The organism is Desulfonatronum thiosulfatophilum (assembly GCF_900104215.1).
In the GTDB taxonomy this organism is placed as follows: Bacteria; Desulfobacterota; Desulfovibrionia; order Desulfovibrionales; family Desulfonatronaceae; genus Desulfonatronum; species Desulfonatronum thiosulfatophilum.
In genome coordinates, this window is the sequence record NZ_FMXO01000021.1 from 1 (window position 1) to 25,611 (window position 25,611).

The 25,611-nt window shown below is 59.2% G+C and carries 18 protein-coding genes and 1 tRNA gene; 5 read left to right on the forward strand and 14 right to left on the reverse strand.

Annotated features, from left to right (window positions below; genetic code table 11):
* The 4 genes from BLP93_RS15330 to BLP93_RS15345 form a co-directional block, all read right to left on the reverse strand.
* Window positions 1-1,052: hypothetical protein (locus BLP93_RS15330; RefSeq protein ID WP_092123599.1), on the reverse strand; the 1,052-nt coding region annotated here is incomplete at its 3' end.
* A 127-nt stretch (window positions 1,053-1,179) separates the two neighbouring features.
* On the reverse strand, window positions 1,180-2,070 hold the full coding sequence (gene ablB / locus BLP93_RS15335) for a putative beta-lysine N-acetyltransferase (RefSeq protein ID WP_092123601.1): 891 nt from the start codon (window positions 2,068-2,070) through the stop codon (window positions 1,180-1,182).
* Complete coding sequence (gene kamA / locus BLP93_RS15340) at window positions 2,060-3,490, reverse strand: lysine 2,3-aminomutase (RefSeq protein WP_244148786.1); 1,431 nt, start codon at window positions 3,488-3,490, stop codon at window positions 2,060-2,062. Before kamA ends, ablB begins: the two co-directional genes overlap by 11 nt.
* Window positions 3,491-3,636: 146 nt before the next feature.
* On the reverse strand, window positions 3,637-4,899 hold the full coding sequence (locus BLP93_RS15345) for a LuxR C-terminal-related transcriptional regulator (RefSeq protein WP_092123603.1): 1,263 nt from the start codon (window positions 4,897-4,899) through the stop codon (window positions 3,637-3,639).
* Window positions 4,900-5,613: 714 nt separating this feature from the next.
* On the opposite strand from BLP93_RS15345, the gene BLP93_RS15350 reads away from it, so the two are divergent.
* From BLP93_RS15350 to BLP93_RS15360, 3 genes are read left to right on the forward strand one after another with little or no spacing between them, the layout of a single operon-like run.
* The gene (locus BLP93_RS15350) at window positions 5,614-7,188 is read left to right on the forward strand and encodes an ABC transporter substrate-binding protein (RefSeq protein ID WP_092123605.1); all 1,575 of its coding nucleotides are present in this window, start codon (window positions 5,614-5,616) and stop codon (window positions 7,186-7,188) included.
* 14 nt (window positions 7,189-7,202) lie between these two features.
* Window positions 7,203-8,762: an ABC transporter substrate-binding protein gene (locus BLP93_RS15355; protein WP_161946367.1), complete on the forward strand. Its 1,560-nt coding sequence runs from the start codon at window positions 7,203-7,205 to the stop codon at window positions 8,760-8,762.
* Window positions 8,763-8,791: 29 nt separating this feature from the next.
* Window positions 8,792-11,608: an ATP-binding protein gene (locus BLP93_RS15360; RefSeq protein WP_092123609.1), complete on the forward strand. Its 2,817-nt coding sequence runs from the start codon at window positions 8,792-8,794 to the stop codon at window positions 11,606-11,608.
* Between the two features lie 63 nt (window positions 11,609-11,671).
* Here the strand turns inward: BLP93_RS15360 and BLP93_RS15365 are convergent, their stop codons facing one another.
* From BLP93_RS15365 to BLP93_RS15390, 7 genes are all read right to left on the reverse strand, one after another.
* Complete coding sequence (locus tag BLP93_RS15365; protein ID WP_092123611.1) at window positions 11,672-12,313, reverse strand: nitrite/sulfite reductase domain-containing protein; 642 nt, start codon at window positions 12,311-12,313, stop codon at window positions 11,672-11,674.
* A 68-nt stretch (window positions 12,314-12,381) separates the two neighbouring features.
* Window positions 12,382-13,710: a 4Fe-4S binding protein gene (locus tag BLP93_RS15370; protein WP_092123696.1), complete on the reverse strand. Its 1,329-nt coding sequence runs from the start codon at window positions 13,708-13,710 to the stop codon at window positions 12,382-12,384.
* A 299-nt stretch (window positions 13,711-14,009) separates the two neighbouring features.
* Window positions 14,010-14,086, reverse strand: a tRNA-Pro gene (locus tag BLP93_RS15375).
* Window positions 14,087-14,186: 100 nt separating this feature from the next.
* Window positions 14,187-14,420, reverse strand: a complete 234-nt coding sequence (locus tag BLP93_RS16785; protein WP_139163031.1) for a hypothetical protein — start codon at window positions 14,418-14,420, stop codon at window positions 14,187-14,189.
* A gap of 78 nt (window positions 14,421-14,498) precedes the next feature.
* On the reverse strand, window positions 14,499-15,923 hold the full coding sequence (locus BLP93_RS15380; RefSeq protein WP_092123613.1) for an RtcB family protein: 1,425 nt from the start codon (window positions 15,921-15,923) through the stop codon (window positions 14,499-14,501).
* A gap of 4 nt (window positions 15,924-15,927) precedes the next feature.
* A complete protein-coding gene (mutL, locus tag BLP93_RS15385) occupies window positions 15,928-17,784 on the reverse strand; it encodes a DNA mismatch repair endonuclease MutL (protein WP_092123615.1) in 1,857 nt (618 codons plus the stop codon).
* Between the two features lie 64 nt (window positions 17,785-17,848).
* On the reverse strand, window positions 17,849-18,709 hold the full coding sequence (locus BLP93_RS15390) for a patatin-like phospholipase family protein (RefSeq protein WP_092123617.1): 861 nt from the start codon (window positions 18,707-18,709) through the stop codon (window positions 17,849-17,851).
* Window positions 18,710-19,068: 359 nt separating this feature from the next.
* Here BLP93_RS15390 and BLP93_RS15395 point away from each other — a divergent pair, with 359 nt between their 5' ends.
* Window positions 19,069-19,419, forward strand: a complete 351-nt coding sequence (locus tag BLP93_RS15395; protein WP_092123619.1) for a DVU0772 family protein — start codon at window positions 19,069-19,071, stop codon at window positions 19,417-19,419.
* A gap of 166 nt (window positions 19,420-19,585) precedes the next feature.
* Here the strand turns inward: BLP93_RS15395 and BLP93_RS15400 are convergent, their stop codons facing one another.
* Window positions 19,586-20,539 carry a ParB/RepB/Spo0J family partition protein gene (locus BLP93_RS15400; protein ID WP_092123621.1) on the reverse strand — a complete coding sequence of 318 codons (954 nt, stop codon included), beginning with the start codon at window positions 20,537-20,539 and terminating at the stop codon, window positions 19,586-19,588.
* A 255-nt stretch (window positions 20,540-20,794) separates the two neighbouring features.
* On the opposite strand from BLP93_RS15400, the gene fusA reads away from it, so the two are divergent.
* The gene (gene fusA, locus BLP93_RS15405; protein ID WP_092123623.1) at window positions 20,795-22,858 is read left to right on the forward strand and encodes an elongation factor G; all 2,064 of its coding nucleotides are present in this window, start codon (window positions 20,795-20,797) and stop codon (window positions 22,856-22,858) included.
* A gap of 342 nt (window positions 22,859-23,200) precedes the next feature.
* Here the strand turns inward: fusA and purD are convergent, their stop codons facing one another.
* Together purD and pgl are read right to left on the reverse strand one after the other, a co-directional pair.
* Entirely contained in the window at window positions 23,201-24,475 is a 1,275-nt protein-coding gene (gene purD / locus BLP93_RS15410; protein ID WP_092123625.1) for a phosphoribosylamine--glycine ligase, read from the reverse strand.
* Between the two features lie 297 nt (window positions 24,476-24,772).
* Window positions 24,773-25,519 (reverse strand): 6-phosphogluconolactonase, encoded by a 747-nt coding sequence (pgl, locus tag BLP93_RS15415; RefSeq protein WP_161946368.1) that lies wholly within the window; start codon window positions 25,517-25,519, stop codon window positions 24,773-24,775.
* Window positions 25,520-25,611: the final 92 nt, after the last annotated feature.

Sequence of the window (25,611 nt, forward strand, 5' to 3'; positions counted from 1 at the left end):
TCCCGGGCGTGGCTTTGGGGGCGGCCCACGGCATCAAGAGCCGGCAAAATGGTTCGCGGCAGAAACACCCGCTGGTAGGTTTCTTCCAGAAAGGGGATGCATCCGGGATGGGCCCAAACCTGCAACCCCTCGTCCTCCCGCAAATGCCGGAACCAGACCGGAATCCGTTGATCGCCGTCCTGTTCGGTCCGCGTGATCGTTGCCAGCAACTCGAAGCCGTGCCTGGACAAGTCCAGTCCTGAAGGCGTGCCGTCCGGATTGCTGAACAGGCAGGAAACCTTGCTCCGGGCCAGAGCCAGAAGCATATGCTCCAGCAGGGGCGCAAGGCCCTGGTCGCAGGCGTCCAGCAGCCAGGGGCCGCTGAACGTCACGCTTTTTTCGGACATGTACTCCCAAAAGAGGAGGCCTCGAACCCGGTCCGCATCGTCCAGGGCCACGCTGACCTGCAGTTCTCCGTTCGCGGCCCTGTCCATGATTTTGCCGGGAAAAGCAATCCAGGGCGGCAGTTCCCGGGCTTGGAAGCGCCCCAAAAGCCGGGCGCAGCCGTGGGCGATACGATGATAATCCGTGACGGCCTCCACCCGCACCGGAGCGCACGGCAGGTCCTTCCCGCCCTGCTGTGGGGAGGTCCGTGCATACACGTGATCCTGGCGCAAGGTCAGAAACAGTTGCCCGCCAACCCTGGAAACATGCAGGCCGTCGCTCATCCGCGAGGCCAGCACCAGAGGCAGGGCATGATCATCTTCTTCGCCTGGGTCGGCTCCGGCCACGATATTCATGGCCGAGAGGTCCAGGCTGTCGGCGGCCAGGGTAAACGTGGCCGATACCGCGCCGGGGGCCTGTCCCAGCGATATCTGCACGGCCTCGCCGGGCAGCACCCGGGCCAGATACAGGAGCACTTCCTCCATGGACATGGCCAGGCGCAGCCCCTTTTCCCGGGCCAGCCCGAAAATCCGGGCCGCGTTTTCAGCCGCGGATTGCAGCAGGGGCGCCCAGTCCGCCTCGGCGGGTACGGCCAAGGTTATGGATTTGTTGTGTTGGGGGGCGGTCATGGTGGCAAGCCTCTTGGAGAAATCGTCTCAACCAGCCATCGCTTGCCATAAAACCTGAAACTTGCAAAGGATTATATGTGGGGCTGACAAGTCACTCACCCCCGCCGTTCACTGCGCTTCATGAACCTCAGTTGGATAGTTGCCTTTGATCAAGTGCAAGGTGCCAGACGTTCATGCTTTCCAGTCCGCCGGCGATATGGGTGTTGTTGGGCAGGGTTCCGCCGAAGGCGTACCCGGCCCTGGCAAAGGTGATGTTCATGCCGTAGGACCCGGCCCGGGCGATGGTGTACAGGGTGGCAAGGCCTTCCGCCCGCATTCGGTCTTCCATGTGCTTGAGGAGAATACCGGCCAGCTTGCGGCCCCTGTATTCCGTCAGGGTGGCGAAATCGGTCATTTCCGCGGCCCCTATTTCCAGATCCATTTCCGCTGATGCCAGGGCCGCCAGGCGGCCCTGGATCAGAATTCCGTAGTACTGCACGTCGCCGGCCATGGCTTGACGCAGATAGTCCGGGTCAAAGACGGGAAACGGGTAGGAGTCGAACACGTTCCGATAGAGTGCAGCCATTGCATCGGCCTGATAGGGGTGCATGCGGACGATGTGAGCATTATCGGGCAGCGGCGGCGGGGTGAGCTGCGTACTGAGTCCGGCCTTTTTTCGGGAAACGGCCAGCACGGTCCGCAGTTCGTCGAGATTGCAGGGATGCTTGCGCCAGTCCGCGAAGTAGCGGCCCATGAATACCCCGCCTTCCCGGCCGTTGAACAAGCCGGGCACATGGGCCTCGGCGACGTATCCGGCGCGTGTAAACCGGGAAGCGACGTTTTCCGGGACCTTGGCGAAGATCTTGGTGTACCCGTTTTCCCGAGCCAGCGTCTCCAGCCTGGAAAGAACGGTGGTCTCTTCCCGCGGCGCCAGGTGCATCAGGTAGGCCCGTTCGTTCAACGGACCGTGCTGGACCAGGGAATTTCCAATGTGCTCGAGACTGTCTGCTGCATGCGCGGCCGACGGACTAAGCGACATTGTTTTTGGTCTCCGTCATGCTGTCGCGGCGATCCATGCGCGGATTGTCGCTGGGGGTCAGGCTGCATGTATCGTCCCAATCCGCCAGCAGCTTCTCGATGCCCACGCACTGCTCGATGCCGTCGTCTTCCTTGAGCTGGAGATTGCAGGCGTCGCATTTGCGATCGCAAAACTGGGCCTCGTAGCTTTCCGGCTCGGCATAGGTGGTGATCACGCCTTCGAAATTGCGCAGCACGACCTTGTTCGCGCCCCAGGAAACGACATAATTGGGCATGACCGGGATCTTTCCGCCGCCGCCGGGCGCGTCGATGACGTAGGTGGGTACGGAAAACCCGCTGGTGTGGCCGCGCAGACTTTCCACGATCTCGATGCCCTTGCCCACGGGGGTCCGAAAATGTTCCAGCCCTTCGGAAAGGTCGCACTGGTACAGGTAGTATGGACGAACCCGGTTCTTGACCAGCTTCTGGTTCAGGGTGCGGATCAGCCGCTGGCAGTCGTTGACGCCGGCCAGCAGGACGCTCTGGTTGCCGAGGGGAATTCCGGCATCGGCCAGACGGGCCAGGGCGGCGCGGGATGAGGCGGTCATTTCCCGGGGGTGGTTGAAATGCGTGTTCAGCCAGAGGGGATGATGCTTTTTTAGCATGCGCACCAGGTCGTCGGTAACCCGGTACGGCAGGACCACGGGCATGCGTGTGCCGATGCGCACCACTTCCACGTGGTCGATCAGGCGCAACTCGCCCAGGATCCAGTCCAGGCGCTCGTCGGAAAGCATCAGCGGATCGCCGCCGGAAAGCAGAACATCCCGGACCTGGGGCGTTTTTCGGATATAATCCAGCCCCTGAAGCAGATCCTTCTTGCCGGCCATCTCGGCCGTATCGGTGTCTCCCACCTTGCGCTTGCGCGTGCAGTGGCGGCAGTACATGGAACAGACATTGCTGATATGAAACAGGACCCGGTCCGGATAGCGATGGGTTATGCCCGGCGCGGGACTGTCCTCATCCTCGTGCAGCGGGTCGGTCATGTCGTGGCGTCCGACAAGCAACTCCTTGGGAGAAGGGAACGCCTGCCGGAAAACGGGGTCGTTCTCGTAGTCGTTGGGATCGATGAGGGAGAGATAGTATGGGGTGACGGACATGGGGAACTTGTCCGTCGTCTGGGCGAAAGCCCGGCGTTGCAGTTCCGGAAAGCGTACCCCCAGCAAGCTCTCAAAGGTGTCGACATCCCTGATCGAATTGCGGATATGCCACTTCCAGTTGGTCCACTGGGATTTCCAATCGACAGCTTTTCCGAGGTTGCGGTTTTCAGGATACGCCCCGATGACGTTGAGAGCTTTTCGGGAACTATTTGCGGACACGTCAAGTGCCGAATCATTGATCATCTGTGTTGCGACAGCCTGTTGCCGCTCGCTGAGTTGGTACATTTTCCTCCCTGGTTACAGTTTCGAGGACACGTGCTTGACGTGCCTTTTGACAACCGTCTGAATTAAACAGGCCTGGAACGGGAGGACAAGGGGGGAAAACGGGCAGATATCGGGTATTTCTTGATACCCGATCAGAACATAACCAATCAGTGTTCTTGGTTTTGTTGGCGCAGAAAGGAGTAAAGCGAAACCTTGCGACCCTTGAGGCCGAGTTTGCGGCGAATATTTTTGCGGTGGGTTTGAACGGTGTCGAAGGAAGTGTTCAAAAATTCGGCGATATCCCTGGTGCTGCTGCCCAAGCGGATCAAATTGCAGATCTCGATTTCGCGCTGGGTGAGCTTGAGCATCAGACGGGAAGTGCCGCCGCCGAGACTGCCCGTGCCTCGGGGAGCAGCGTCGGCGGAAAGCTCCTCGATACGCGCTTCGATCATCTGCTTGAGCGTGTCGCGCATTTCGGGAGAGTTTTCCCGGGCCATCCGCTCCAGCGCGGGAAGAACGTCCGTGCGGATTTCCCGGATTACGTCCTCGCGAGCTTTGTCTTTTTCCTCTTCCGAGGAGCGAACCACGTTGCGCAACGCCAAGCTCATCCCCTCCACCTCGGCCCGCTTGCGGCGCAGCCCTTTTTCCAGGAGCGTCTGAGCGGACAAATCCCGCAGGACCATATGATATAATACAACACCGTGCAGATCGATCCGCCAGAGGCTTATCTCCACCGGAAGCGGCGCTCCTCGCGCGTCCAGGCAGGTCTTGCGCGACGTCCAGCGCGCTCCGTCCTTGAGCCGGGAGAGCTTCTGCGTGATCCGCTCCCGGTCATCCGGGCAGAACAAGGACTGCACCGAACGGCCGATCAATCCCTTGCCCTCCGGATCCAGCAGTTCTATGGCCTTGGGGTTGACGGCATGCAGCGCATGGTCCTGGGCCAGGAGGACCATGGGGTCCTGGACCCCGTCGAAAATTGCCCCGAAGAGACGAATGGAATTGTCCAGGGCCTGGATATTATCCCCGATTCGCTCCTTGTACATCTCCTTGAGCAGCACAATGGGCCGGTTGTCCGTGGCGATAACCACATAGCCGGGTGAGGGATCGGCATCCGGCAGCGCAATGATGCGCAGAGAAAAAGTTCCCTTGCCCATGGGAGCGCCGATTTCATGCACCCGGCCAGGCTGAAACCGATCCAGCGTCTGCTTCAGTCCGTGAACCGGCAAGCCCAGAACCTCCCAGAACAACCTGCCCTCCACCCCGCCCTGAAAAAAACTTTTTTTATCGTTCCCGGTATCGCGAATGCGACCGGATTGGTCCGTGAAGAAAACATAATCCTTGAACGCCCGAACAACAGCGGAAAGATTCCGCACCGGTTCAGGGGCCGGTCGTTTTCTGGAGATGGTTGTTAATTTTTGCGAAGGAGTCATGGCTGGCTATCGGAATCATCTGATCCTGTTCTTTCTGGAATAATTTCATGATGTCACAGTCGCCCCGAACAGGCAACGCGGAATCAAAGACTGTTCAACGGCACATGTCTTTATTCAAAAGTAATTATTCAGCACTTTTGATTGCATGGCATGAATTGGTCCGGCTTGTCTCGATTTTCTGGCATCGCCTGTCTGACTGAGTCAGGATTCGTTCATCGAACCATTACCGGGCGCTTGAAGCGCCAACTGCTGTTTATTCACGCAATGGTTCGATGCTAGGAAGCCGACGGAGAAGTTGCGAGGCCGAAAAATCAAGACAAGCCGGACCGCTGGTGGGTAGTTACATTGAAAATTTTTCTTGGTGATCCGACACGGCGCAAACGCCATATTCCGTGTATCTCCCTGACGTGGTCGGAACATTAGGCATGTGGTTTATAAAGAACAGGAGGGAATAGTGAACACAACATCGCCAGAACATTTCAAGTACGTCTCGGGCAAGGATGCACAAGTCCTATGTTCCAACATCAGGCTTGTATGAAGCCGCTTCGCATGGAGATCTCGCTCAAGATAATGAAAGGGTTTGACCACAATGGGCTCCATGTGGCACACACGTCTCAAGACTTTAGAGTATAATTCCGGACACTGAATATAAGCCCTTTGCCCGCAACGTGCTCTCTCAGCACCACGAAACCGACACGATCGACAAGCTGCCCCATGCGACATTTCACAGTTCTGATGCTCTGTGCTTTCTGGCTCCATCTAACCGACTTCCAGGCGCCGGCGCATGCCGAGGATTATCCCAAGAGCGGCGGCACGATCATCCTTGGACGGGCCGCGGATTCCACCTATCTCGACCCGGCAAAGTTCCTGGATAACGAGTCGGCAATGGTCATTGAAAACATTTTTGACGGTCTGGTCCGCTATGCCGACCATTCCACCCTGATCGAACCGGCCTTGGCCGTAAGCTGGGAGCGTTCGCAAAACGAACTGGAATGGCTGTTTCATCTGCGCTCCGGTGTCGTCTTTCACGACGGCTCACCCTTCAATGCCGAAGCCGTGGCCTTCTCGTTCCTGCGGAAAATCGATCCCGCCCACCCTCATTTTCGCGAAGAATTTCGCGACATGGACACGGCCTGGCACATCGTTCAGGGAGTGGACAAAGTAGACGAGCACACGGTCAGGATCACCCTGTCCCGGCCCTTTGCCCCCTTCCTGGACCTTTTGGCCAGACACTCCTCTTATATCGTCAGTCCGGCGGCGGTGAATAAATGGGGCGATGAATTCCACCGTCAACCCGTGGGTACCGGTCCGTTCATCTTTCAGGAATGGAACGCCGGAACACGAATCATCCTGCGGCGCAACGACATGTATTGGCAAGGTGCGCCGTACCTGGAACGAGTCGTGTTCAAGGTCATGCCCAACAACAAGGACCGGCTGCTGGCCCTGAAAACCGGAACGATCCAGTGCATGGACGGCATCAATCCGGATGACGTCGGTGAAATCAACAGAAGAAACGATCTGCGTCTCGACCAGGTTACCGGCCTGAACGTCGGGTACCTGGCCATGAACACGGCTTCCCCGCCCTGGGACCGGCTCGAAGTAAGACAGGCCCTGAATCACGCCGTCAATAAACAAGCCCTGGTCAAGCTCTTGTTCCGGGACATGGCCGAAGCGGCCAAGAATCCCATCCCGCCGACGATGTGGGGCTACAATGAAGAAATCCGGCAATATGACTACGACCCGGACAAGGCTCGTCGAATGCTGGCAGAGATTGGACTGGAGGAGGGATTGAGCACCACGCTGTGGACCATGCCCGTGGCCAGACCATATCTTCCCGACCCGAAAAGCGCGGCGTTGGCCATTCAGGCCAATCTGGCGGCCGTAGGCATCAAGGCTGAAATCGTGACCTACGACTGGCCCGAATATCTGGCCAAACTCTACAACGGAGAGCACGACCTGGCTCTCCTGGGATGGATCGGCACCGGCGACCCGGACAATTTTTTCTTCAACCTTTTCGACGCCCGAAACGCCCTGCCGCCCAGAGCCTCAAACATCGCCTTCTTCAGGAACGACAGAGCCCAGGCCCTGATCGCCCTGGCTCGGGAGACCATGGACCAGACTCAACGCGCCGAATACTACAGGCAACTCCAGGAAGTCATTCACGACAACGCGCCCTGGGTGCCTCTGGCCTATGCCCACCAGGTTCTGGCCAGGCACGAGGACGCCCGCGACATCATCTATCATCCCACCGGAATTCATCGCTATTATCGCGCGTGGCTGAAAAAATGACGGCAAGGAGCGAGGTGAAACGGATCCTGCTCCTTGCCGTCTGCCTGGTGCTGTTTTTTCCATCGAACCAGGCCCGGGCTGAACCATCGGGGCAAAAGACGCTGGTCATCGGTCGCAGTGCGGACTCGGTCACCCTGGACCCCGCCCTTGCTCCGGACAGGGAGTCCAGCAAAGTGGTCGCCCATATTTTCGAAACCCTGGTCCGAGCCGAAGACGAAGGCTCTCGGATTGAGCCCGGACTGGCTCTTCGTTGGGAGTCCTCACCGGACCGGACCGAATGGTTTTTTCATCTCCGCCCCGGTGTTTTCTTTCACGACCAGACCCCGTTCAATGCCCAGGCCGTAATCTTTTCCCTGGCTCGGCAGATCGATCCATCCCATCCGCACCATCTTTCCCACTCCATACTTGAAGCAGGGATTCGGGATAACATCCGTTCCGTGGACGAAATCGACGAGCTCACCGTGCGCATCGTGCTCGAATCACCCCGCGGCAATTTCTTGAGCAGTCTGAGTTCCACCAAGGCATCCATCGTCAGTCCGACCGCGGTCCGGCAGACCGGGGCCGCCTTCGCCCGAAACCCAGTGGGTACGGGTCCGTTCAAGTTTCTCCAGTGGCAGCCGGATGGAACCATTATTCTCGCAAGCCACGAAGACTACTGGGATGGACGAGCCAATCTGGATCGCATTGTCTACCGCACCATTCCGGACAACCTGGAGCGCCACTTGGCTTTTCAGGGCGGGCATATTCACGTTCTGGACGGCGTCCTTCCCGGCGACGTGCCCCGCCTGCTTCGGCTGCCGCGAACCCGGATTCTGGCTCATCCCGGAATGAACGTGGCCTTCATGGCCATGAACGTGAACAAACCGCCCCTGGACCGGGTCGAGGTCCGTCGGGCGGTGAATCATGCCGTGAACAAGGCGGACCTGGTGAAATATCTCTATCAGGGATTCGCCGATCCGGCCGGTACGCTCCTGCCTCCGACCATGTTCGGACACCATGCGCAAATAAGTGACTATGCCTACGATCCGCAAAGGGCCAGGAGGCTTCTGGCGGAAGTCGGATTGCCCGACGGCTTTCGCACCACCTTGTGGGTCATGTCCTCGGCAAGGCCGTATCTGCCCCAGCCGGTGGAGGCTGCGCGACTGATCCGAGCCGGGCTGGCGGAAGTCGGCATCGAGGCGGAAATCAAAATCCTGGACTGGAGCAGCTACCTTGAGAGCATCGTTACCGGGCAACACGACATCTGCCTGTTGGGCTGGAACGCACAGACCGCGGATCCCTACCATCTGCTGGAGACCAATCTGGGGCCGCTCAACACCCAGCCGGGACGGGCGACGAACATCACTTTCTGGCGTAGCGATCGAATGGGCGCCTTGCTGGACAAATTCAGGCACGACATGGAACTCCCCGAACAGGAAGCCCTCCTGCACGCGATTCAGGAATTCGTGATGGAGCAAGCTCCCTTGGTGCCGCTCGCCCATGCCCAAACCATATTGGCGGTTCGGGATGATGTCAGCGGACTCGTGCTGCAACCCAACAACCTGTTGCGTTTGCACCGGGCCGATCTGGATTGACGCGCCGCGCGGGGGCGCATTGGCCGAACATGTTCAACTTCCTGAGAAAGCACAACCTTCGCCTTTCCATCCGCATCCGGATGCTGGCCCTCTGCGTATTGGCCGTGATCGTTCCCATGGCCCTGGTCGCGGGCAGCAGCCTGTATTTTCACATCCGACACGACCAGCAGGCCATGCTGGACAATCTGCGGCTCTCCCAACACAGGGCCGAACATTTTTTTGTGCAGCATATCCGTCAGGCCGAAATCCTGGGCCAGCATCTGGCCCGCACCACGCAACCGCTCCCCTTCGCCCAGATCCAGAGCCACCTGGATTCCTCACGGGATTTCTGGTTTATGGGAATGGTGGAAATTTTCGACGAACTCGGGAACCTGCTGGCCCGCAGTTACGCCCCCCAACGCAACATCGAACTGTACTTCACGTCGCCCGAGGATGCTCGCATTGCTCAGATCCTGGATCTGAGCATCTTCTCGGACTTCGTTCTCACGCCCGGAGGCATCGCCGTACAGTCCGGCGTGCCGATAATAGATCCGGGAACCATGAAAACCACTGGGGTCGTGCTGGTCACGTATCCGATCACCACCCGGTTTCTGCAGGCGCTCAAGAACCACTTGCTCATGGACGTGAGCGTTATCAACCCCTCTGACGAAACCATGTCCAGCACCCTGCAGAACCCGGACGGAAAACTCCTGGATCGATTCTGGCGGCCTTTCTTTGTTGATGGCGCCGCGCCGCTTCCGACGGAAACTTTTCTGGAGGAAACCATTGATTCGGCGGATCATGCCGTGATTTTTTCAGATTTGCAGGACAATCAGGGCAAGACTCTGGCTGTTTTAGCCGTCAGCGCCAACCTTGACCGGATCAACGCGGGCATCAGAGAAAGCATCCGGTTCATTCTTTTCAGTTCTCTCGGCGCGGGAATCCTGGCCGTGTTCCTCGGCCTGTTCACCGCGACCACGTTCACCAAGCCCTTAGGGCGACTTCTGAAAACCATCGGCCTGATTGCCGGAGGTGATTTGCGTCAACAGGTGCATATCGCAAGATCGGATGAAATCGGCGACCTGGCCAGGGCTTTCAATGAAATGACCGTGCGGCTCAATGAGCAACACGTTGACTTGACCAGGGCCATCGACGTCAAAAATGAATACGCAGCCAAACTGGAGGAAACCGCCAGTCAGCTGGAGCGTTTCAGCAAGGAACTGGAACAGACCGTGGCCCGTCGGACCACGGAACTGACTTCGGCAAACGAGAAACTTGTTCTGGAAATCAGCGAGCGGGTACAAGCCGAAGCCGAGCTGGCCGCGGAAAAGGATCACCTGGCCGTAACCTTGCGTTCCATCGGAGACGGAGTGATCACCACGGATATCCGGGGAAACGTGATCATGGTGAATCCCGTTGCGGAAGACATCACCGGCTGGTCTCCAGAGGCTGCGCGAGGGAAGCCGCTAGGCGACATGCTGCCTCTTGTCGATCCTGATACGCGAGCCCCCCTGGCCAACCTCGTCGTGGAGGTTCTCCGTACCGGACACGTTGTTCATCTTACGGAACGTACAGCCCTGCTTGCCTCTGACGGCCGGCTGCGGGACATGACCGTCAGCGGCGCCCCCATCCGCGACAGCACGGGAAAATTTCGCGGCGTCGTATTCGTAGTCAGGGACATCACCCGACAGCGCAGGATGGAGAACGACCTGCTCAGGGTCCAGAAACTGGAATCACTGGGACTGATGGCGGGAGGACTCGCCCATGACTTCAACAATATCCTCACGGCCATCGCCACCCATATCAACCTGGCCCGGAATCACTTGCAACCTGTTGATTCGGAAGCGGCACAACGGCTCGAAAAGGCTGAAAAAGCCTGTCTGCGTGCCGGCGATCTGACCCGTCAGTTCCTGACGTTCGCCAAAGGAGGGGCGCCCATCAAGCGGAATACGGACCTGTCCGTGCTGCTCCATTCCACGGTGCAGTTCGTTCTCGCCGGGACCCAGGTCCAGGCAAAGTTTGATCCTCCCCCAAACCTCTGGGCCGTGAATATTGATCGAGGACAAATCAGTCAGGTGATCAACAACCTGGTCCTGAACGCGGTTCAGGCCATGCCCGGCGGAGGAAGCATCGACATCCTCGCGGCCAATGTGGAAATTGCAGCCGGTCAGGTCCAGCCACTGCCCCAGGGGCGCTACGTGTCCCTGACCTTCACGGATCACGGCACGGGCATCCGCGGCGACCAGATTTCCAGGGTGTTCGACCCCTATTTCACCACCAAGGAAATGGGCAACGGCCTGGGGCTGTCCACGGCCTTTTCCATCATCAAAAAACACGATGGACATATCCAGGTCCGATCCGATTACGGGCAAGGCGCTGAGTTTCAAATTTATCTTCCAGCGGAAAGCTCCACAGTGGTGATCGAGAGGACATCTCCTAAAGAAAAGCCCTTTGGAAGGAATCAGGGACGAATCCTGCTGATGGACGACGAGCGGATCATTCGCGAATCGGTCCAGGAACTGCTGGAACTGCAAGGATTTACCGTCACAGGCGCCGCAAACGGCCAGGAGGCGGTGAATCTTTATGAACAGGCCATGCGCGACGCATGTCCCTACGACGTGGTTATTCTGGATCTGACCGTCCCCGGCGGCATGGGAGGACGGGAAGCCATCGCCGTCCTGCTGGAAATGGACCCGCGGGTGAAGGCCGTTGTTTCCAGCGGCTACAGCAATGACCCGGTCATGGCCCGTTACCGGGATCACGGATTCCTGGACGTGGTCGCCAAGCCATACCCCTTGAACGAACTGATCACCGTCATCCACAAGGTCATGAACATGCCCGAATCATCGCGGCCTGTGGAAAACTGAAATACAAGCCCATGTGAGATCAAATGGGAGCTGCGACATATTGATCCAATAGCGAGAGAGGGATTATGCTCCCAGCACAGCCCGCTTGAACGCCTCCACCCCGGTCCGCTCCATGAACCGGGCAGTTCGTTCTCGTGGTTTGGCCTGGCTTGCGTAATGTTTCAGACAGGCTTGAGCCAGCTCAACGGCCTGCTCGTCGCTGAGATCCCGGGCTATCACGTCGCCGATCCGGGGGCGTCCGCCGCCATTGCCGCCAAAGATCAAGGTCCAGCCGTTTTTCTTGCCGAACAGCCCCACATCCCGCACATAGCACTCACAGCAATTCATGCCGCACCCGGAGAGGCCGAATTTGGTCTTGGCCGGCAGTTTCACGGCCATGACCGCCGAATCCATCTTCCGGCCCAGCTCCAACGAATCCTGTTGTCCGTATTTGCACCACTGTGAACCCGGACAGGCCTGGATGTAGTGAACGCCGGCGGGCTTTTGCGGGCCGTCGGGTAAGCCGAGGGATCTCCAGATTTCCGTCGCGGTTTCGGGACTGTGCCCGCCGATGGCTAAACGTTGGGCCGAGGTTATCTTGAGCAAGGGAATGTCGTGCTGGCGAACTGCCGCGGCCACGGCCTCCAGATACTCCGGCGTGATCAGCCCCATTTTCGGGCCGGGCAGGATATTGTAGGTTTTGGTGTGGCGTTGCCCATCGGACATGGTGATCTCCTTGTGGTTGTTTTAAGGTGAGGATTCTAACAAAGTTGATTGATGCGCTTTTTGAACATTCAGATCCTGGCCGTGGCCAGGAACAGGGTATGCAACACGGTGATCAACGTAATGAAAAGACTCCATGATGCCGTGCCGGAAAGCCAGGGAAAATGGTATGCAAGCCGGTTGTTGCGGCATCGAGAAATGCAGTCTCCGCACAGGGTGCAGGAAAGGCCGGGGCGGCGAAGGCGCAGGTCGTCAGGCTGCAGGGCCTGATGACGGCAGAACCGGGCACAGCGGCCGCAGGCGTCGCAGTCCGAGTCGATGCGCAGGCGCCAGGGGGACAGCTTGCCCAGAACCACCGCGGCCAATCCGATGGGACAAAAGACCGTGCAATGGGCCATGACGCCCATTCTTCGCGAAACAAGGGCCATGATCGCCACCCCCAGCAGGCCGAACACGGCGGCCAAAGTCAAAGCCCATGTCCAATGAACGTTCAACAGATGCATCCCCAGAGCCGCGGCCATCACCAGCAGAAAAATCGTCACACGGGCCACGGGCGTCCAGGGCGGCAGTTTACCAGGTGATTTGCGCACACCCGAAGCGAGACGATCCCAAGCGCCGATGTAGCAGAGGTGGCTGCACCAGGCCGGTCCCACCAGAATGACCGTGCTCAGAAAGAGGACGAGCATGAAGAAACCTTCGCCTCGATAAATCGGACCGGCCAGGATCTGGGCCGGAACCGGCAGGTGCAGGGCGCCGGTCATCAAGAACTGCTCCCAACCGGCCAGGCCCAGTCCGAGTTGAACGAAAAAAACCACGGAAAAGAACAACCACATCCGGACCCTGATCAGCGGGGCATGTTTCGGATCCTGCAATTTCCCGCTGATCCAGACTGCGTACAAGGCCATCAGCACGATCTGAACGGAGCCGTATCCGGGGAAAAAACGATCCGTGAGCAGAATGGGAAAGGAAACCTTGGCCTGAACCACTCCCAAAGTCAGGATCGTGAGCAGAAACACAACGGCCTGGATCAACTTCTCTTCCGGATTTCGACTGAACCAGGCGCGCAAGGTGCGCGTTTCAAAAAGCAGCACGCTACCGCCCGCGGCCAGGGCCACTCCACTGAGGATCAAGGCCATGCGCAGCCAGGGCTGACCGAAAACCTGCCGAAACTGAACCAGATCCATCATGGTCTGGATCCAGATCACCATGCCGATGGTCAGCGCAAACTGGAGCACGGGTTTGATCCAGGCGCCGCGCCAGAGCATCAGGCCGGGCAGGAACAGCCAGACCATGACCAGATCGAGACTGCCGGAGCGCAGAAAATGCGCCGCCAGCAGCAGGCAGGAAAGGGCCGGCAGCGCAAGAAGCGATCCGGTTCGGAGGAGGGAGGGCGAAGACATGGACATACTTTTCCTTGTGCTTTGAATCCAAAATAACGGATACACGCACTGGTCTCGGTCCGCCTTGACCTGGATCAATTCCTGTTCGCCGAACCTCAGCACTCTCCCCGCTGAGGACAATGACGGAACAGAACCCCAGCGTCATGCTTGAAAAGGTTGCTGCTCTCGGTCTGGTTGGGCAACAGTTTGTTTTTGGGTGAATAGATGGGAATGGAGTAATGGAAGATATTATTGAAATTGAGTCTAGGAGGCAAAAAAAAAAGGGGCTACGATTTTACATCGTAACCCCTTGAAATTTCTGGTCGGGATGAGAGGATTTGAACCTCCGACCCCCTGAACCCCATTCAGGTGCGCTCCCAGTCTGCGCTACATCCCGACAAAGAAAACTTCTCTATGTCATCTGTCGCCAGGATGTCAATGCGTGGTTTGCGATTCGTGGCGTTTGGAATGTGGAACGTGAGTGAATTCTTTAATTTTCAAGGCTTCACGCTTACCACCACCCACCACGCATCTCCTGTCACCCAAACAGAAGATATTTGAACCGCCCGCTTCGCTCGAGGCGCAAAGGTCGCCAAGGATGGCAGGAAGTTTTTCATTTGCCGGGTGAGGACGGCAAATGAAAAGGGGGCCTTGTCCAAAACCGTTACCCGGTTTTGGACAACTTCTGCAACGGTCTTGAACTTTGCGTTCTTGGCGTCTTTGCGGTTCAAAATTTCTTGTTTTTTCTGATAGAGTCACAGGAATAAGTCACTAAGGCATCTTTCATTACCCTTACCCATCTCCCCCCTTCATCCCTTCAGGCAGCCCAAAGGGCTGAGGCGGGCGAATTTGTTGGTCAGGCCGGCCTGGGTGGAGGCTTCCACGACCTGATGGATGTCCTTGTAGGCGGCGGGGGCTTCTTCGGCCAGGCCTTTGAGATGGTTGGTGCGGATCAGGATGCCGCGGGAGGTCAGCTGGGTCAGGACGTCGCGGCCCGGGGTGCGTTTCAAGGCCTGGGAGCGGCTCAGGGCGCGGCCGGAGCCGTGGCAGGTGGAGGCGAAGGCGTCTTCGCTGGATTCGCGCCCGGCCAGGATATATGAATCCGTGCCCATGCTCCCGCCCACCAGGATGGGCTGGCCGGTGCGCCGAAACGGTTCTTGGATCTGCGGGCTTTCCGGACCGAAGGCGCGGGTGGCGCCCTTGCGGTGGACGTAGAGGGGCCTGGATCGCCCTTCTACGGGGTGATCTTCACGGCGGCAGGTGTTGTGGTTGACCTCGAACAGGGTACGGACCTGGACTCCGGGCAAGACGCGCTGGAAGGCCTCCCGGATCAGGTGGACGATCATCTGCCTGTTGGCCATGGCGTAGTTCGCGCCGCAGGCCATGGCCTGATAATACCGCTCCGCTTCCGAAGAACGAATGGGCGCGCAGACCAGTTCCTTTTCCGGAATGGGAATTCGGTGCCGGCGGGCCGCCTCGCCCAGGATGCGGATGTAGTCCGTGCCGATCTGGTGGCCCAGGCCGCGGGAGCCGCAATGCACGGAGATCAGCACATCGTCACTGGCAACTCCCAGAAGCCCGGCGGATGGGTGCAAAACCTCCTCCACGCACTGGATTTCCAGGTAGTGATTGCCGGCCCCAAGGGTGCCCAGTTGGCGTTTTTCCCGCTTCCTGGCCTGATCGGAGACGGTTTCGGGAACCGCTCCGGACATGGCGCCGCCGTCCTCCAGGCGTTCCAGATCCTCTCGGGTGCCGTAACCCTGCTTGACGGCCCAGCGCGCACCCTGGACCAGGACGCGGTCCAGTTCTCCGGCCTTGAGTTGGATGCCGCCGGTTCCGCCCACTCCCGCCGGGACCAAAAGCTGAAACTGATCCATGAGCGCTTCCAGGTGGGGCTGAATTTCCTCCCGTCGCAACCCGGTGTGCAGGACCCGCACGCCGCAGGCGATGTCGTACCCCACCCCGCCCATGCAGATCACTCCATCCTGGTCCGGATCAAAGGCCGCCACTCCGCCGATGGGAAAGCCGAAGCCGCTGTGGGCGTCGGGCATGGCCAAAGCCGCACGGACGATGCCCGGAAGGGCGGCCACATTGGCCAGCTGCCGGATGACCGCGTCGTCCATGGCGGCGACAAGGGCGCGGTCGCCGTAGATCCGCGCCGGAACGCGCATGTTGCCCGCCGTCGGAAACTCCCAGAGCCATGGGGTTATTTGCTTCAGATTGGAGGCATCCATGTCTTCACCCCCTGCGTTTAAACATTTTTTCCAGGTCGCCGCTCTCCAGGCGGACCATTACGGGCCTGCCGTGGGGGCAAAAAGATTTGTCCGGGCACTGCAGCCAGGCGTCCAGAAGATGCAACGCCTCGGAGGGGGCCAGCTTCTGTCCGGCGGTGATGGCGGTCTTGCAGGCCATCAGGGTCCAGACGGCATCGGGATCGCGGGAGCGGCCGTCAAGCAGGTCCAGCAGAAACTCCTGCCCCGTCCCGGGCTGCATGTGCTCCGGCACCCCGTGAACAATGAGCCGGCCCCGTCCGGGATTTTCCAGATGAAAACCCAGGTCGTGCAGCGTTGCCCAAAGCTGTTCCGCTCTCTCCTGCTGCGTGGGATGCAGGGACAGTTCCAGGGGCGCGAGGAGGTTCCGGGGAACAGGCCGGGCGCTGTGCCGCAAACGATGGAACAGGACTCGTTCGTGGGCTGCGTGCTGGTCCACGAGCATCAGCCCGTCCTCGGTGGCCAGGACCAGGTAGGTTTCGGCCGCCTGCCCCAGGTAGTTCATTCCGGCGATATCGGTCCGGGGAGCGGCCAGCCCGGTCTCCGGCCTGGCCAATCTTGCCGCTGACGTGATCGACTGGTCGACCTGCGACGCGCCGAGCGGTTCGGGGTCGGCATGTTGCGAAACAGGCGACAGGGATGCCTGGTCGCTACCGGCGATGGACGGCTCAGCGAATTCGGCGTTGAATTGCATGCGGTACTCGCGCAGGGTGGCGAACTTTGGTCGCGGGTCCGGCCGGGGGATTTCGCTGGAGTATTCTGCGGCGGAGGCCGTGGACGATACGGGCCGATCCGAATCCAAAGCCGAGGCGAATCGGCGGGTTTCCAGATCTTCGAGAGCCTGGACCACCCCCCGGCGAATCAGGGCGAAGATGCCCTGTTGATCCCGGAAGCGGACCTCGGACTTGGCCGGGTGGACGTTGACGTCCACCTCCTGGGGCGGAACCTGCAGAAACAGCGCAACCTGAGGATATTCCCGGTTCAGCAGGCGTCCCTGATAGGCATCCCGGACCGCCCGCAGGAAGAGCTTGTCCTGCACGGGACGCTGGTTGACGTAGAGCAGCATGCGGTCCGCCTGGCCCTGGGTGCTGTGCGGCGCGCTGATCACTCCTTGGAGATGGTGTCCGTCGCGAAAATAATCCACGTCCAGCAGATTTTCGATGACCGTTGGCGGCCAGATCGCGCCGAGTCTGCCCCGCAGATCCGTGGCGGGTCGCAAATCCAGGGCGACCCGGTCGCCGACCTTGTATTCAAAGTGGACCCCCAGATGGGCCAGAGCCAGGCGGCACAAGACGTCCTGGCAGCGTTTGCCCTCCGTGGCCGTGGTTTTCAGGAATTTCAACCTCGCCGGGACGTTGACGAACAGATCCCGGACCTCCACCCGTGTCCCTCCGGCCAGGGCCGCCGGTCCCTGGTCCACGACTCGGCCGCCGTCCACCTCGATGAAGGCGGCCATATCCGACCCGGTGGGTATCGAGGTCATGCGCAGCCGGGAAACCGAAGCAATGCTGGGCAGGGCTTCGCCCCGGAAGCCGAAGCTGTGCAGGGAAAAAAGATCCTCGCTGGAGGCGATCTTGCTGGTGGCATGGCGGGTGACGGCCAGTTCGAGCTGGTCGGGATGGATTCCGGCGCCATCGTCCTGAACCTGGATCAGTCCCTGGCCGCCACGGTCCACCGCCACCTGAACCCGCGTTGCTTCGGCGTCCAGGCTGTTTTCCAGAAGTTCCTTGAGCACGCTGGCCGGCCGCTCCACCACCTCGCCGGCGGCGATCTGGTTTTGGAGTGCGGAGGGGAGAATACGGATGGACGAAGGGGGTGTCGGCATGTTCGCGATCCTGGGCGTTGGGGACGTTTTGGGAAGATGATTGTGGCGCAGGACCACAGGGAGATCAATCCCCGGGCGCAGGGGAAAGTTCAGAGATGAATTTCCGGGCCGCCCGCGCCCCGGCTTCGGCGCATCCCGGCCCCTTGAAAAAATCCATCAGACTGTAATCACGCAGTTCGGGCTGGATCAAAAAATCCGGCGGCTCTTTTTTCAGACGCATCAGATTGATGGTCCGTTGCATGATGTAGATGCTGTTGAAAAGCAGGACGAACAGGTTGGGCATTTTCCCCGGAGCAGCGGCTTTTGTCTGTTCGAGATGGATATCGGCCTTGAGAACCTGGGCGTTGAGGTCCACGGCGACGACAATGTCCGCGTTCATCTTGCGGCAGATATTCACCGGCAGCGGATTGATCAGTCCGCCGTCCACGAGCAGGCGGTCTTCATTCCAGGCCGGGGTGAACATGCCGGGCAGGGCGATGCTGGCCCGAACCGCTGGCAGGACCGGGCCGGAAGTGAAGACGACTTCCTCGCCGGTGGCCACGTCCGCGGCGTTGACTGCCAAGGCCGGAGCACAGTCTTCCAACCTGGAAACCCGCATGAACGAAGAAAGGAATTCCACCACCCTGTCGCCGTCCATGAGACCGTGACGCGGGAAAACAGGGTCCGCCATGCTCATCAGATCCCCGCGACCCATTTTCAGGACGTGGTCCGTGAACCTGGCCCAATCCCCGCCGGCATAGGCGGCGCCGACAAAAGCTCCGATGCTGCACCCGGCAATGCAGTGCGGCCTGAGCCCGGCCCGGTCCAATTCCTGGAGAAAGCCGATATGCGCAAACCCCCTGGCAGCGCCGCCGCCCAGGACAAGGCCCAGTTTGGCCGAACGCAGGTCGTTCAATGTAATGTGGGGAGACGGGATCGTATTCATGGCTGTGATTGACGTCGTGGAATAAATTACGGTCAGGTCTTGATAGGCCTCACGAACAAGGTAATGCTCGTCGGTTTCGGTATCCGGCTCTCTTCTGGTGCGTCAAGCATTTGCGCCTCCATGTTTTTCCTTTATCTGTCCAACATTGTCCTGTATGAATACATCCTAAACCCGTCTCTCGAGACGAACTACCGATATTTGCTGCCGTGGGTTGAAAAATTATGATCAAATTTGCTTGAGGCGGCAACTTTTCGATATCCGGTCCCGAATTTGTCGCCAGGGATGCCGGGATAATTGTTGAAGAGTTGATTATTGTAATGTGCAATGAACATGCAATCAGAACATGAGAGGGAGTGACCATGAGTGATCTTGATGCCTGCAAACAGTGGTTGAACGAGGTCAATTGGGACATGATCCACGAGGATGCCGTGACCATGTTTCTGGAATGGGGCAACAACAACTGGCATGATGCCATGCGGCAGCCGGTGCGGGGATCTGATGAATACTCGATCTATTTCGTGATCGACACCTGGGAAAAGCCCAAAGTCGTGTTGATGAAAATGAACAATTACGGTTCAACGACCTTGTGCGAGAAACGTCTGCCCGAGGAGCTGGCCAAATCCTATCTGGAATCCATCGGCGGCCTGAAAGGCATCCATGAACTCAGCCCCGAAGTCCGGGAATGGCTGACCGCGGAACTGGGAGACTGACGTCTGTCAGGCACTTGGCTGCCGAACACCGCTGGCGGACACCAACTGACGGGATCAATCCTCTGCCATGAAGAGCCGGGGCATCGCGGGGCGCCGGACTTCCGGTTCAAGCCATCTCCGCATCACAGCAATCCGCCTGATGACTTCCGACCTCCACCACGCGCGTCTATCCCTTTGCGACCAGCCGGAAGAGTTGCGGGAGGTCGTCGGATGCCGCGGCTTTTTGGAGCGCCAGGGCGGCGTCTTTGATGTCCTGGGGGGTGCGGGCCCGGAGGCGGAGTTCCACCTGGTCGGTTTCGAAGTCCTGGCTAGGCGTCAAGGTCCAGCGTGAGGAGCCCAAGAGTTCGCTGTTCAGATCCTCGAATTGCCGTTCGAGTTCGGTCAGGTTCGGGTAGCGCAGTTTTCTGGCCTGAGCGACCAACCGTTGGAGGGTGTCCTGGGGCGAGAGGCCTGCTTCCAGAATCTGGGCCGAGGAGGCAATTTCCAGAATCCGTTCCAGGGTCCATCCCTCGCGAAGCGAGATTTCCCTGAGGAATGTCAGCCATTGCACGGCGCGTCCCTGGGACCATTTCAAGTTCCTGAAACAGGGTTCCAGTGCGTCCAGATCCGCCCGTGAAAATTGTTCGAGAATCTGCCCCGCGGCCAGGGGAATGTTGCCGGCCTGAAGATGAACATCCCATGTTCGGGGGAGCCGCAGCCAGGCCAGATGGCGCTGCCATGCTCCGGAACGGGGCTGGAGGCGGAGCAGGACCGCGACGCGACGCGCCATTTCATCTGGTGTCAGCAGGGATTGGAAATACCGCAGCGCCTGAATGCGCATGACGTCGTCGACATCCCGAAGGAAATTTGCATGCAGATACAACAACCCGTCCCCTACGGGATCGGTTGGTCCGTCCATGCAGTGCGCAGTGATGGGTTCGTTCATCCGGCACAATGCATCCACCCGCTGATAGCCGGAAAGAAGCCGGTAGCCATCACCGCCTGGTCGGACCAGAACAGGATCCAGCTGCCCCATTTCCCGCAATGAGAAACATAATTCCTCGCTGGCAGGCCGTGCCCAGAACAACGCAGCGCCGGACCTGTCCAGATTTGATGCGTAAACCCTCATGAAACCTACCATTTGCGTCCCTCCCTTGACATTCTTCCAACCCCGTCTCTATAGATTATACGCTTTATGTTGACTGTTGCCCCAAAAAAACGAATGTCGGCAGACGCTATGCCGTGTCAATCCGGGTTGGTCCGAGATCACAACGTTTCCCCTGTAGCCGGCGTTTCGTTGCCTGCCAAGGGAAATGCTTTCCACTTCTGAAGGGTGAGGGACGACTGGTCCCCTGATTCTCCAACCTTTACCAACCGAATTCCTGAAGGAGGCCGAATGCAGGATAGACTCAGCACCCAACGCACATATGCCCTTGTCGGGCACGGAGGCTGCGGCAAGACTTCCGTGGCCGAGATGTTGCTCTTCAACGCCGGAGTGATCAACAGGCTGGGCAAGATTGACGAAGGCACCGCCTGTCTGGACTACGAGCCCGAGGAGATCAAGCGCCGGGGCAGCATCCAGCCGGGTTTCGGCCACTTTCAATGGAAAAAGAATCCGCATTTCCTGATCGATACGCCAGGAGACAACAATTTTTGCGGGGACCTGCCCTACCTGCTGACAGCCGCCGACGGTGCTGTTTTCGTGATCGATGCGGTGGACGGCGTCAAGCCTCTGACCAAAAGGTTCTGGGCGGAAGTCAAGACGGCCGGTCTCCCGGCGATGGTGATCATCAACAAGATGGACCGGGACCGGGCCAACTTCGAGATGGCCTTCGCCGGTCTCCAGGAAATTCTCGGCATCAAACCGGTCCTGCTGCATCTGCCGCTGGGAACGGAGTCCGATTTCCGCGGAGTAGTGGACATTCTGGCCGGAAAGGCCCTGTTTTTCGACGATGCCGGCAACCTCAAGCCAGGTGAGATCCCCGCGGAGGTTGCGGATCAGGCGGAAAGTCTCCGGGAAACCATGATGGAAAACATCGCCGAGAGCGACGAGAACCTCATGGAGAAATATCTCGAAGAAGGCTCCTTGTCCCTGGAAGAAATGCTCCCTGCTCTGCGCAAGGGCGTATTGAACGGAGAACTGGTGCCGGTGACGGTTTGCGCGGCATTGGTCAACCGGGGGGGCGGCCTCCTCCTGGACGTGGTGCAGGATCTGATGCCCTCGCCTCTGGACCGGACCGCCCCATGGCTGGACAGCGAAGGCAACGAGCGGCCGTCCAGCCATGACGCGCCGACGGCCTGTTTCGTCTTCAAAACCATCGCCGATCCGTTCACCGGACAGCTGAGCGTATTGCGGGTGCTTTCCGGGACGGTTTCCCCGGACATGACCCTGCTCAATCCCGCCAAGGACGGCAAAGAACGCCTGGGCCAGATTCTGCTGCCCCAGGGCAAAACCACTGTGCCTTGCAAGGACACCCTGGGACCCGGAGCAATCATTGCCGTGGCCAAGCTCAAGAACACGGCCACAGCGGACACTTTGTGCGATGAAAAGAAACCGTTCCAGTTGGAAGCACCGAAACTGCCCACGAGCATGATCACCTATGCTCTGGGCGCGGCGGAAAAGGGCGAAGAGGACAAGGTCTACGCCGCGGTGCAGAAACTGCTGGATGAGGACGTGACCCTCAACCTGACCCGTGGCGAGGAAACCGGGGAAATGCTTCTGTCGGGCATGGGGCAGATGCACATCGAAACCGCCGTGGAAAAGGTCCGACGCCGTTACAAGGTAAACGTGGTGCTCAAGCCGCCTAAGGTCCCGTACCGGGAGACGATCAAGGGCCGCGCCGAGGTTCAAGGTCGCTACAAGAAGCAGACCGGCGGTCGTGGCCAGTTCGGTGACTGCTGGATCAGGATGGAGCCTCTGCCCCGAGGACAGGGGTATGAGTTCGTGGACGCCATCGTGGGCGGGTCCATTCCCCGGCAGTACATCCCCGCGGTGGACAAAGGCATCCAGGAATCGTCCCAGCGCGGCGTTCTGGCCGGATATCCCTTGGTGGATTTCAAGGTCACCCTTTTCGACGGGTCGTTTCACACCGTGGATTCTTCGGAAATGGCCTTCAAGGTCGCCGGTTCCATGGCGTTCAAGAAAGCCGCCGAGGACTCCAAAATCGTGCTTCTGGAGCCCATTGTCCTGATGACCGTCTATACGCCGGACGAATTCATGGGCGACATCATCGGAGATCTTTCCAGCCGCCGAGGCAAGGTGCTGGGCACGGATTCCCACGCCGGCGTCACCGAAATCCGGGCCCACCTGCCCATGTCCGAGGTTTTGGAATACGCACCAACACTGCGTTCCATGACCGGGGGCCAGGGAACCTTCGTGATGGAGTTCGATCATTACGAGGAATGCCCGCCGCCGGTGGCGGAGAAGGTGGTGGCCGAGGCCAAGGCTCAGGAAGACTAGCTGTTTACAGTATGTTTAACCATGCCCGATCTAGCTGGCTGTTCGGGCTGATTCGTGTATTTGACCAAAAAAGGGCGGCCGGAGGCCGCCCTTTTTTGGCGGAAATCGTAACTATTCAGTAGATTTTGATTGCATGGCGTGAAGTGGTCCGGCTTGTCTCGATTTTTCGGCATCGCCTGTCTGACTGAGTCAGGATTCGTTCATCGAACCATTGCCGGACGCTTGAACTGCCAAATGCTGTTTATTCACGCAATGGTTTGATGCTACGAAGCCGACGAAGGAGTTGCGAGGCCGAAAAATCGAGACAAGCCGGACCGCTGGTGAGTAGCTCCGGAAAATCTATTACGCTCTGGCCATGCCCTTTGCGCCGATGTCCCGGCGCAAATATTTGCCGTCAAACTGGATCTGGTCCGCGGCCTGGTAGGCTGCATCCCGGGCGGCACGAAGATCGGGAGCCAGGGCGGTCACTCCCAGAACACGACCGCCGGAGGTGACCAAGCGGTCGTCCTTTTGAGCTGTTCCTGCCTGGAACACCTTCACGCCGGGAACCTCGTCAGCCTGTTCCAGACCGGTTATGGGCATTCCCTTAGGGTAGGAGCCGGGATAGCCGGGCGCGGACAATACCACGCAGAGCCCGGTTTGCGGCGACCACCGCACCGGCGTCCGATGCAGTTCTTTTCGGCAGCAGGCGGACATGATTTCAGCCAGGTCCGATTCCAGCCGAACCATCAGCGGCTGGCATTCCGGATCACCGAACCGGACATTGTACTCCAGCACGAAAGGACCGTCGGCCGTAAACATCAGGCCGGCGTAGATCACCCCCTGGAAGGGATGCCCCTTCTCGGCCAACAGGCGGATCAGCGGCGTGATGGTCAGTTCCGTAAGGTCTGCCAGCTTCTGTTCCGGGAGGATCGGTGCCGGGGTGTACGCGCCCATGCCGCCCGTGTTCGGTCCGGTGTCGTTTTCTCCCACGGGCTTGTGGTCCTGAGCCGAGGACAGGGGCACAACCGTCTTGCCGTCGCAAAACGCCAAGAGAGAGGCTTCCTCGCCGATCAAGGCCTCCTCAATGATGATCCGTTCGCCCGCGGCGTCAAAAATGCGCTGAACCATGATCCTGTCGATGGCTTCCAGGGCCTCGTCAACGGTCTTGGCTATGATCACGCCTTTGCCCGCGGCCAGCCCGTCGGCCTTGACGACCATGGGCAGAGGATGGGATTTGGCGTACTGCCTTGCTTCATAGGCTTCCTCGAAGACACGGAAGTTCGCCGTGGGGATGCCGGCCCTGCGCATCATGTTCTTGGCGAAGACCTTGCTGCCTTCAAGTCGCGCGCAAAAGGCGTTGGGTCCGAAACAAGCAATGCCTTCGTTGGCCAACGCGTCCTTGAGCCCCAGCACCAACGGCAGCTCCGGACCCGGAACCACCATGTCCACGGCATGTTCCTTGGCGGCCCGGACAAGGGCGGGAATATCGTCGTCAGTAATGGCCAAGTTATGGCCTTCCTGGGCCGTGCCGGGATTGCCGGGGGCGATGAGCAGGGTTTCGACCAGCGGGCTCTGCTTCAGCTTCCAGGCCAGGGCGTGTTCACGCCCGCCGGAGCCGACAAGAAGGATGCGCATGGGGCACTCCAGATATAATGATTTGTGAAGTTCATGTTGGTGATCGACGCCGCATTCTCAATCTATAGGTGCTTTTTAACCAAATGTATCCGGTAGCGGCGGCGATGCTTCAAAATTCCGATTGCCGTTCAGGAGCAGGAAATCGTGCTGAAGGGCATTGCAGGCGATGAGGCAGATCCGTGTATTGCGGATAACCAGGCTTTTTTTCGAGGTATGGTTATGTGCATGCCCATTGCCTGTCAAGGTTCCCGGAGCCGCGGCATAATCTCATGTTCGGCGCCGTCTCGGGACCGACTGTCAATCCCGAAAACAGGTCGTCCACGAAATCCTGCCTTGCGGCGCAAACCGGGCCGCGGGAAGGGTGCTGTCGGGATCGGTGAGCGCTTCCTGAAAGGCCTTTTGTTTTTTTGCACCGGTGACCAAGGCGATGACGTGTCGAGCATGTTCCAACACGGGCAAGGTCAAGGTGATGCGCGGAATCATCGGCTCCATCCCGGGATCCGGCACGCCGGTGACCCAGCGGGTGCGCTCCTCAAGAGCAGGTTTGCCTGGAAAGAGCGAAGCAATATGCCCATCCGGCCCCATGCCCAGGAGGAGGAGGTCGAACCGGGGAAACCAACAGCTTGCATCACCATTGTCGGGCAACTCGGAGGGTGCGTCGAAAAGCCGGCGCAGGGTCTGCTCGTAATCCTGGGCTCCCTGTTCCGGCGATGAGCTGCTGGTGGGCATGGGATAGATTTGGTCAGACCGGATGGGGAGTTTGGTGAGCAGACGATCCCTGGCAAGGCCGTAATTGCTTTCCGAATGATCCGGGGGCACGAATCGATCGTCCACCCAGCAAATAACCACCCGCTCCCAGGGAACGTTCGCGGCGGATTGTTCGGCGAGCACGTCGAAAAGGTTGGCCGCGGAACTTCCCCCACTCAGAGCCATGGTGATCCTGGACCCGGTCATGGAGGAGAGAGTCGAAGCGACCAATCCCGCTGCATGGGCAACAGCCTGATCCGATTCTTGAAAATCATGTACATTGGCCGCGGATATCATGGTGACCTCCTGTGATGTCCGGATGATAAAAAAAGATGGAAGTCGGAGATGCCTAAAGGTGATGCGTGATGCGCGGTCCATGCTTCAACCCC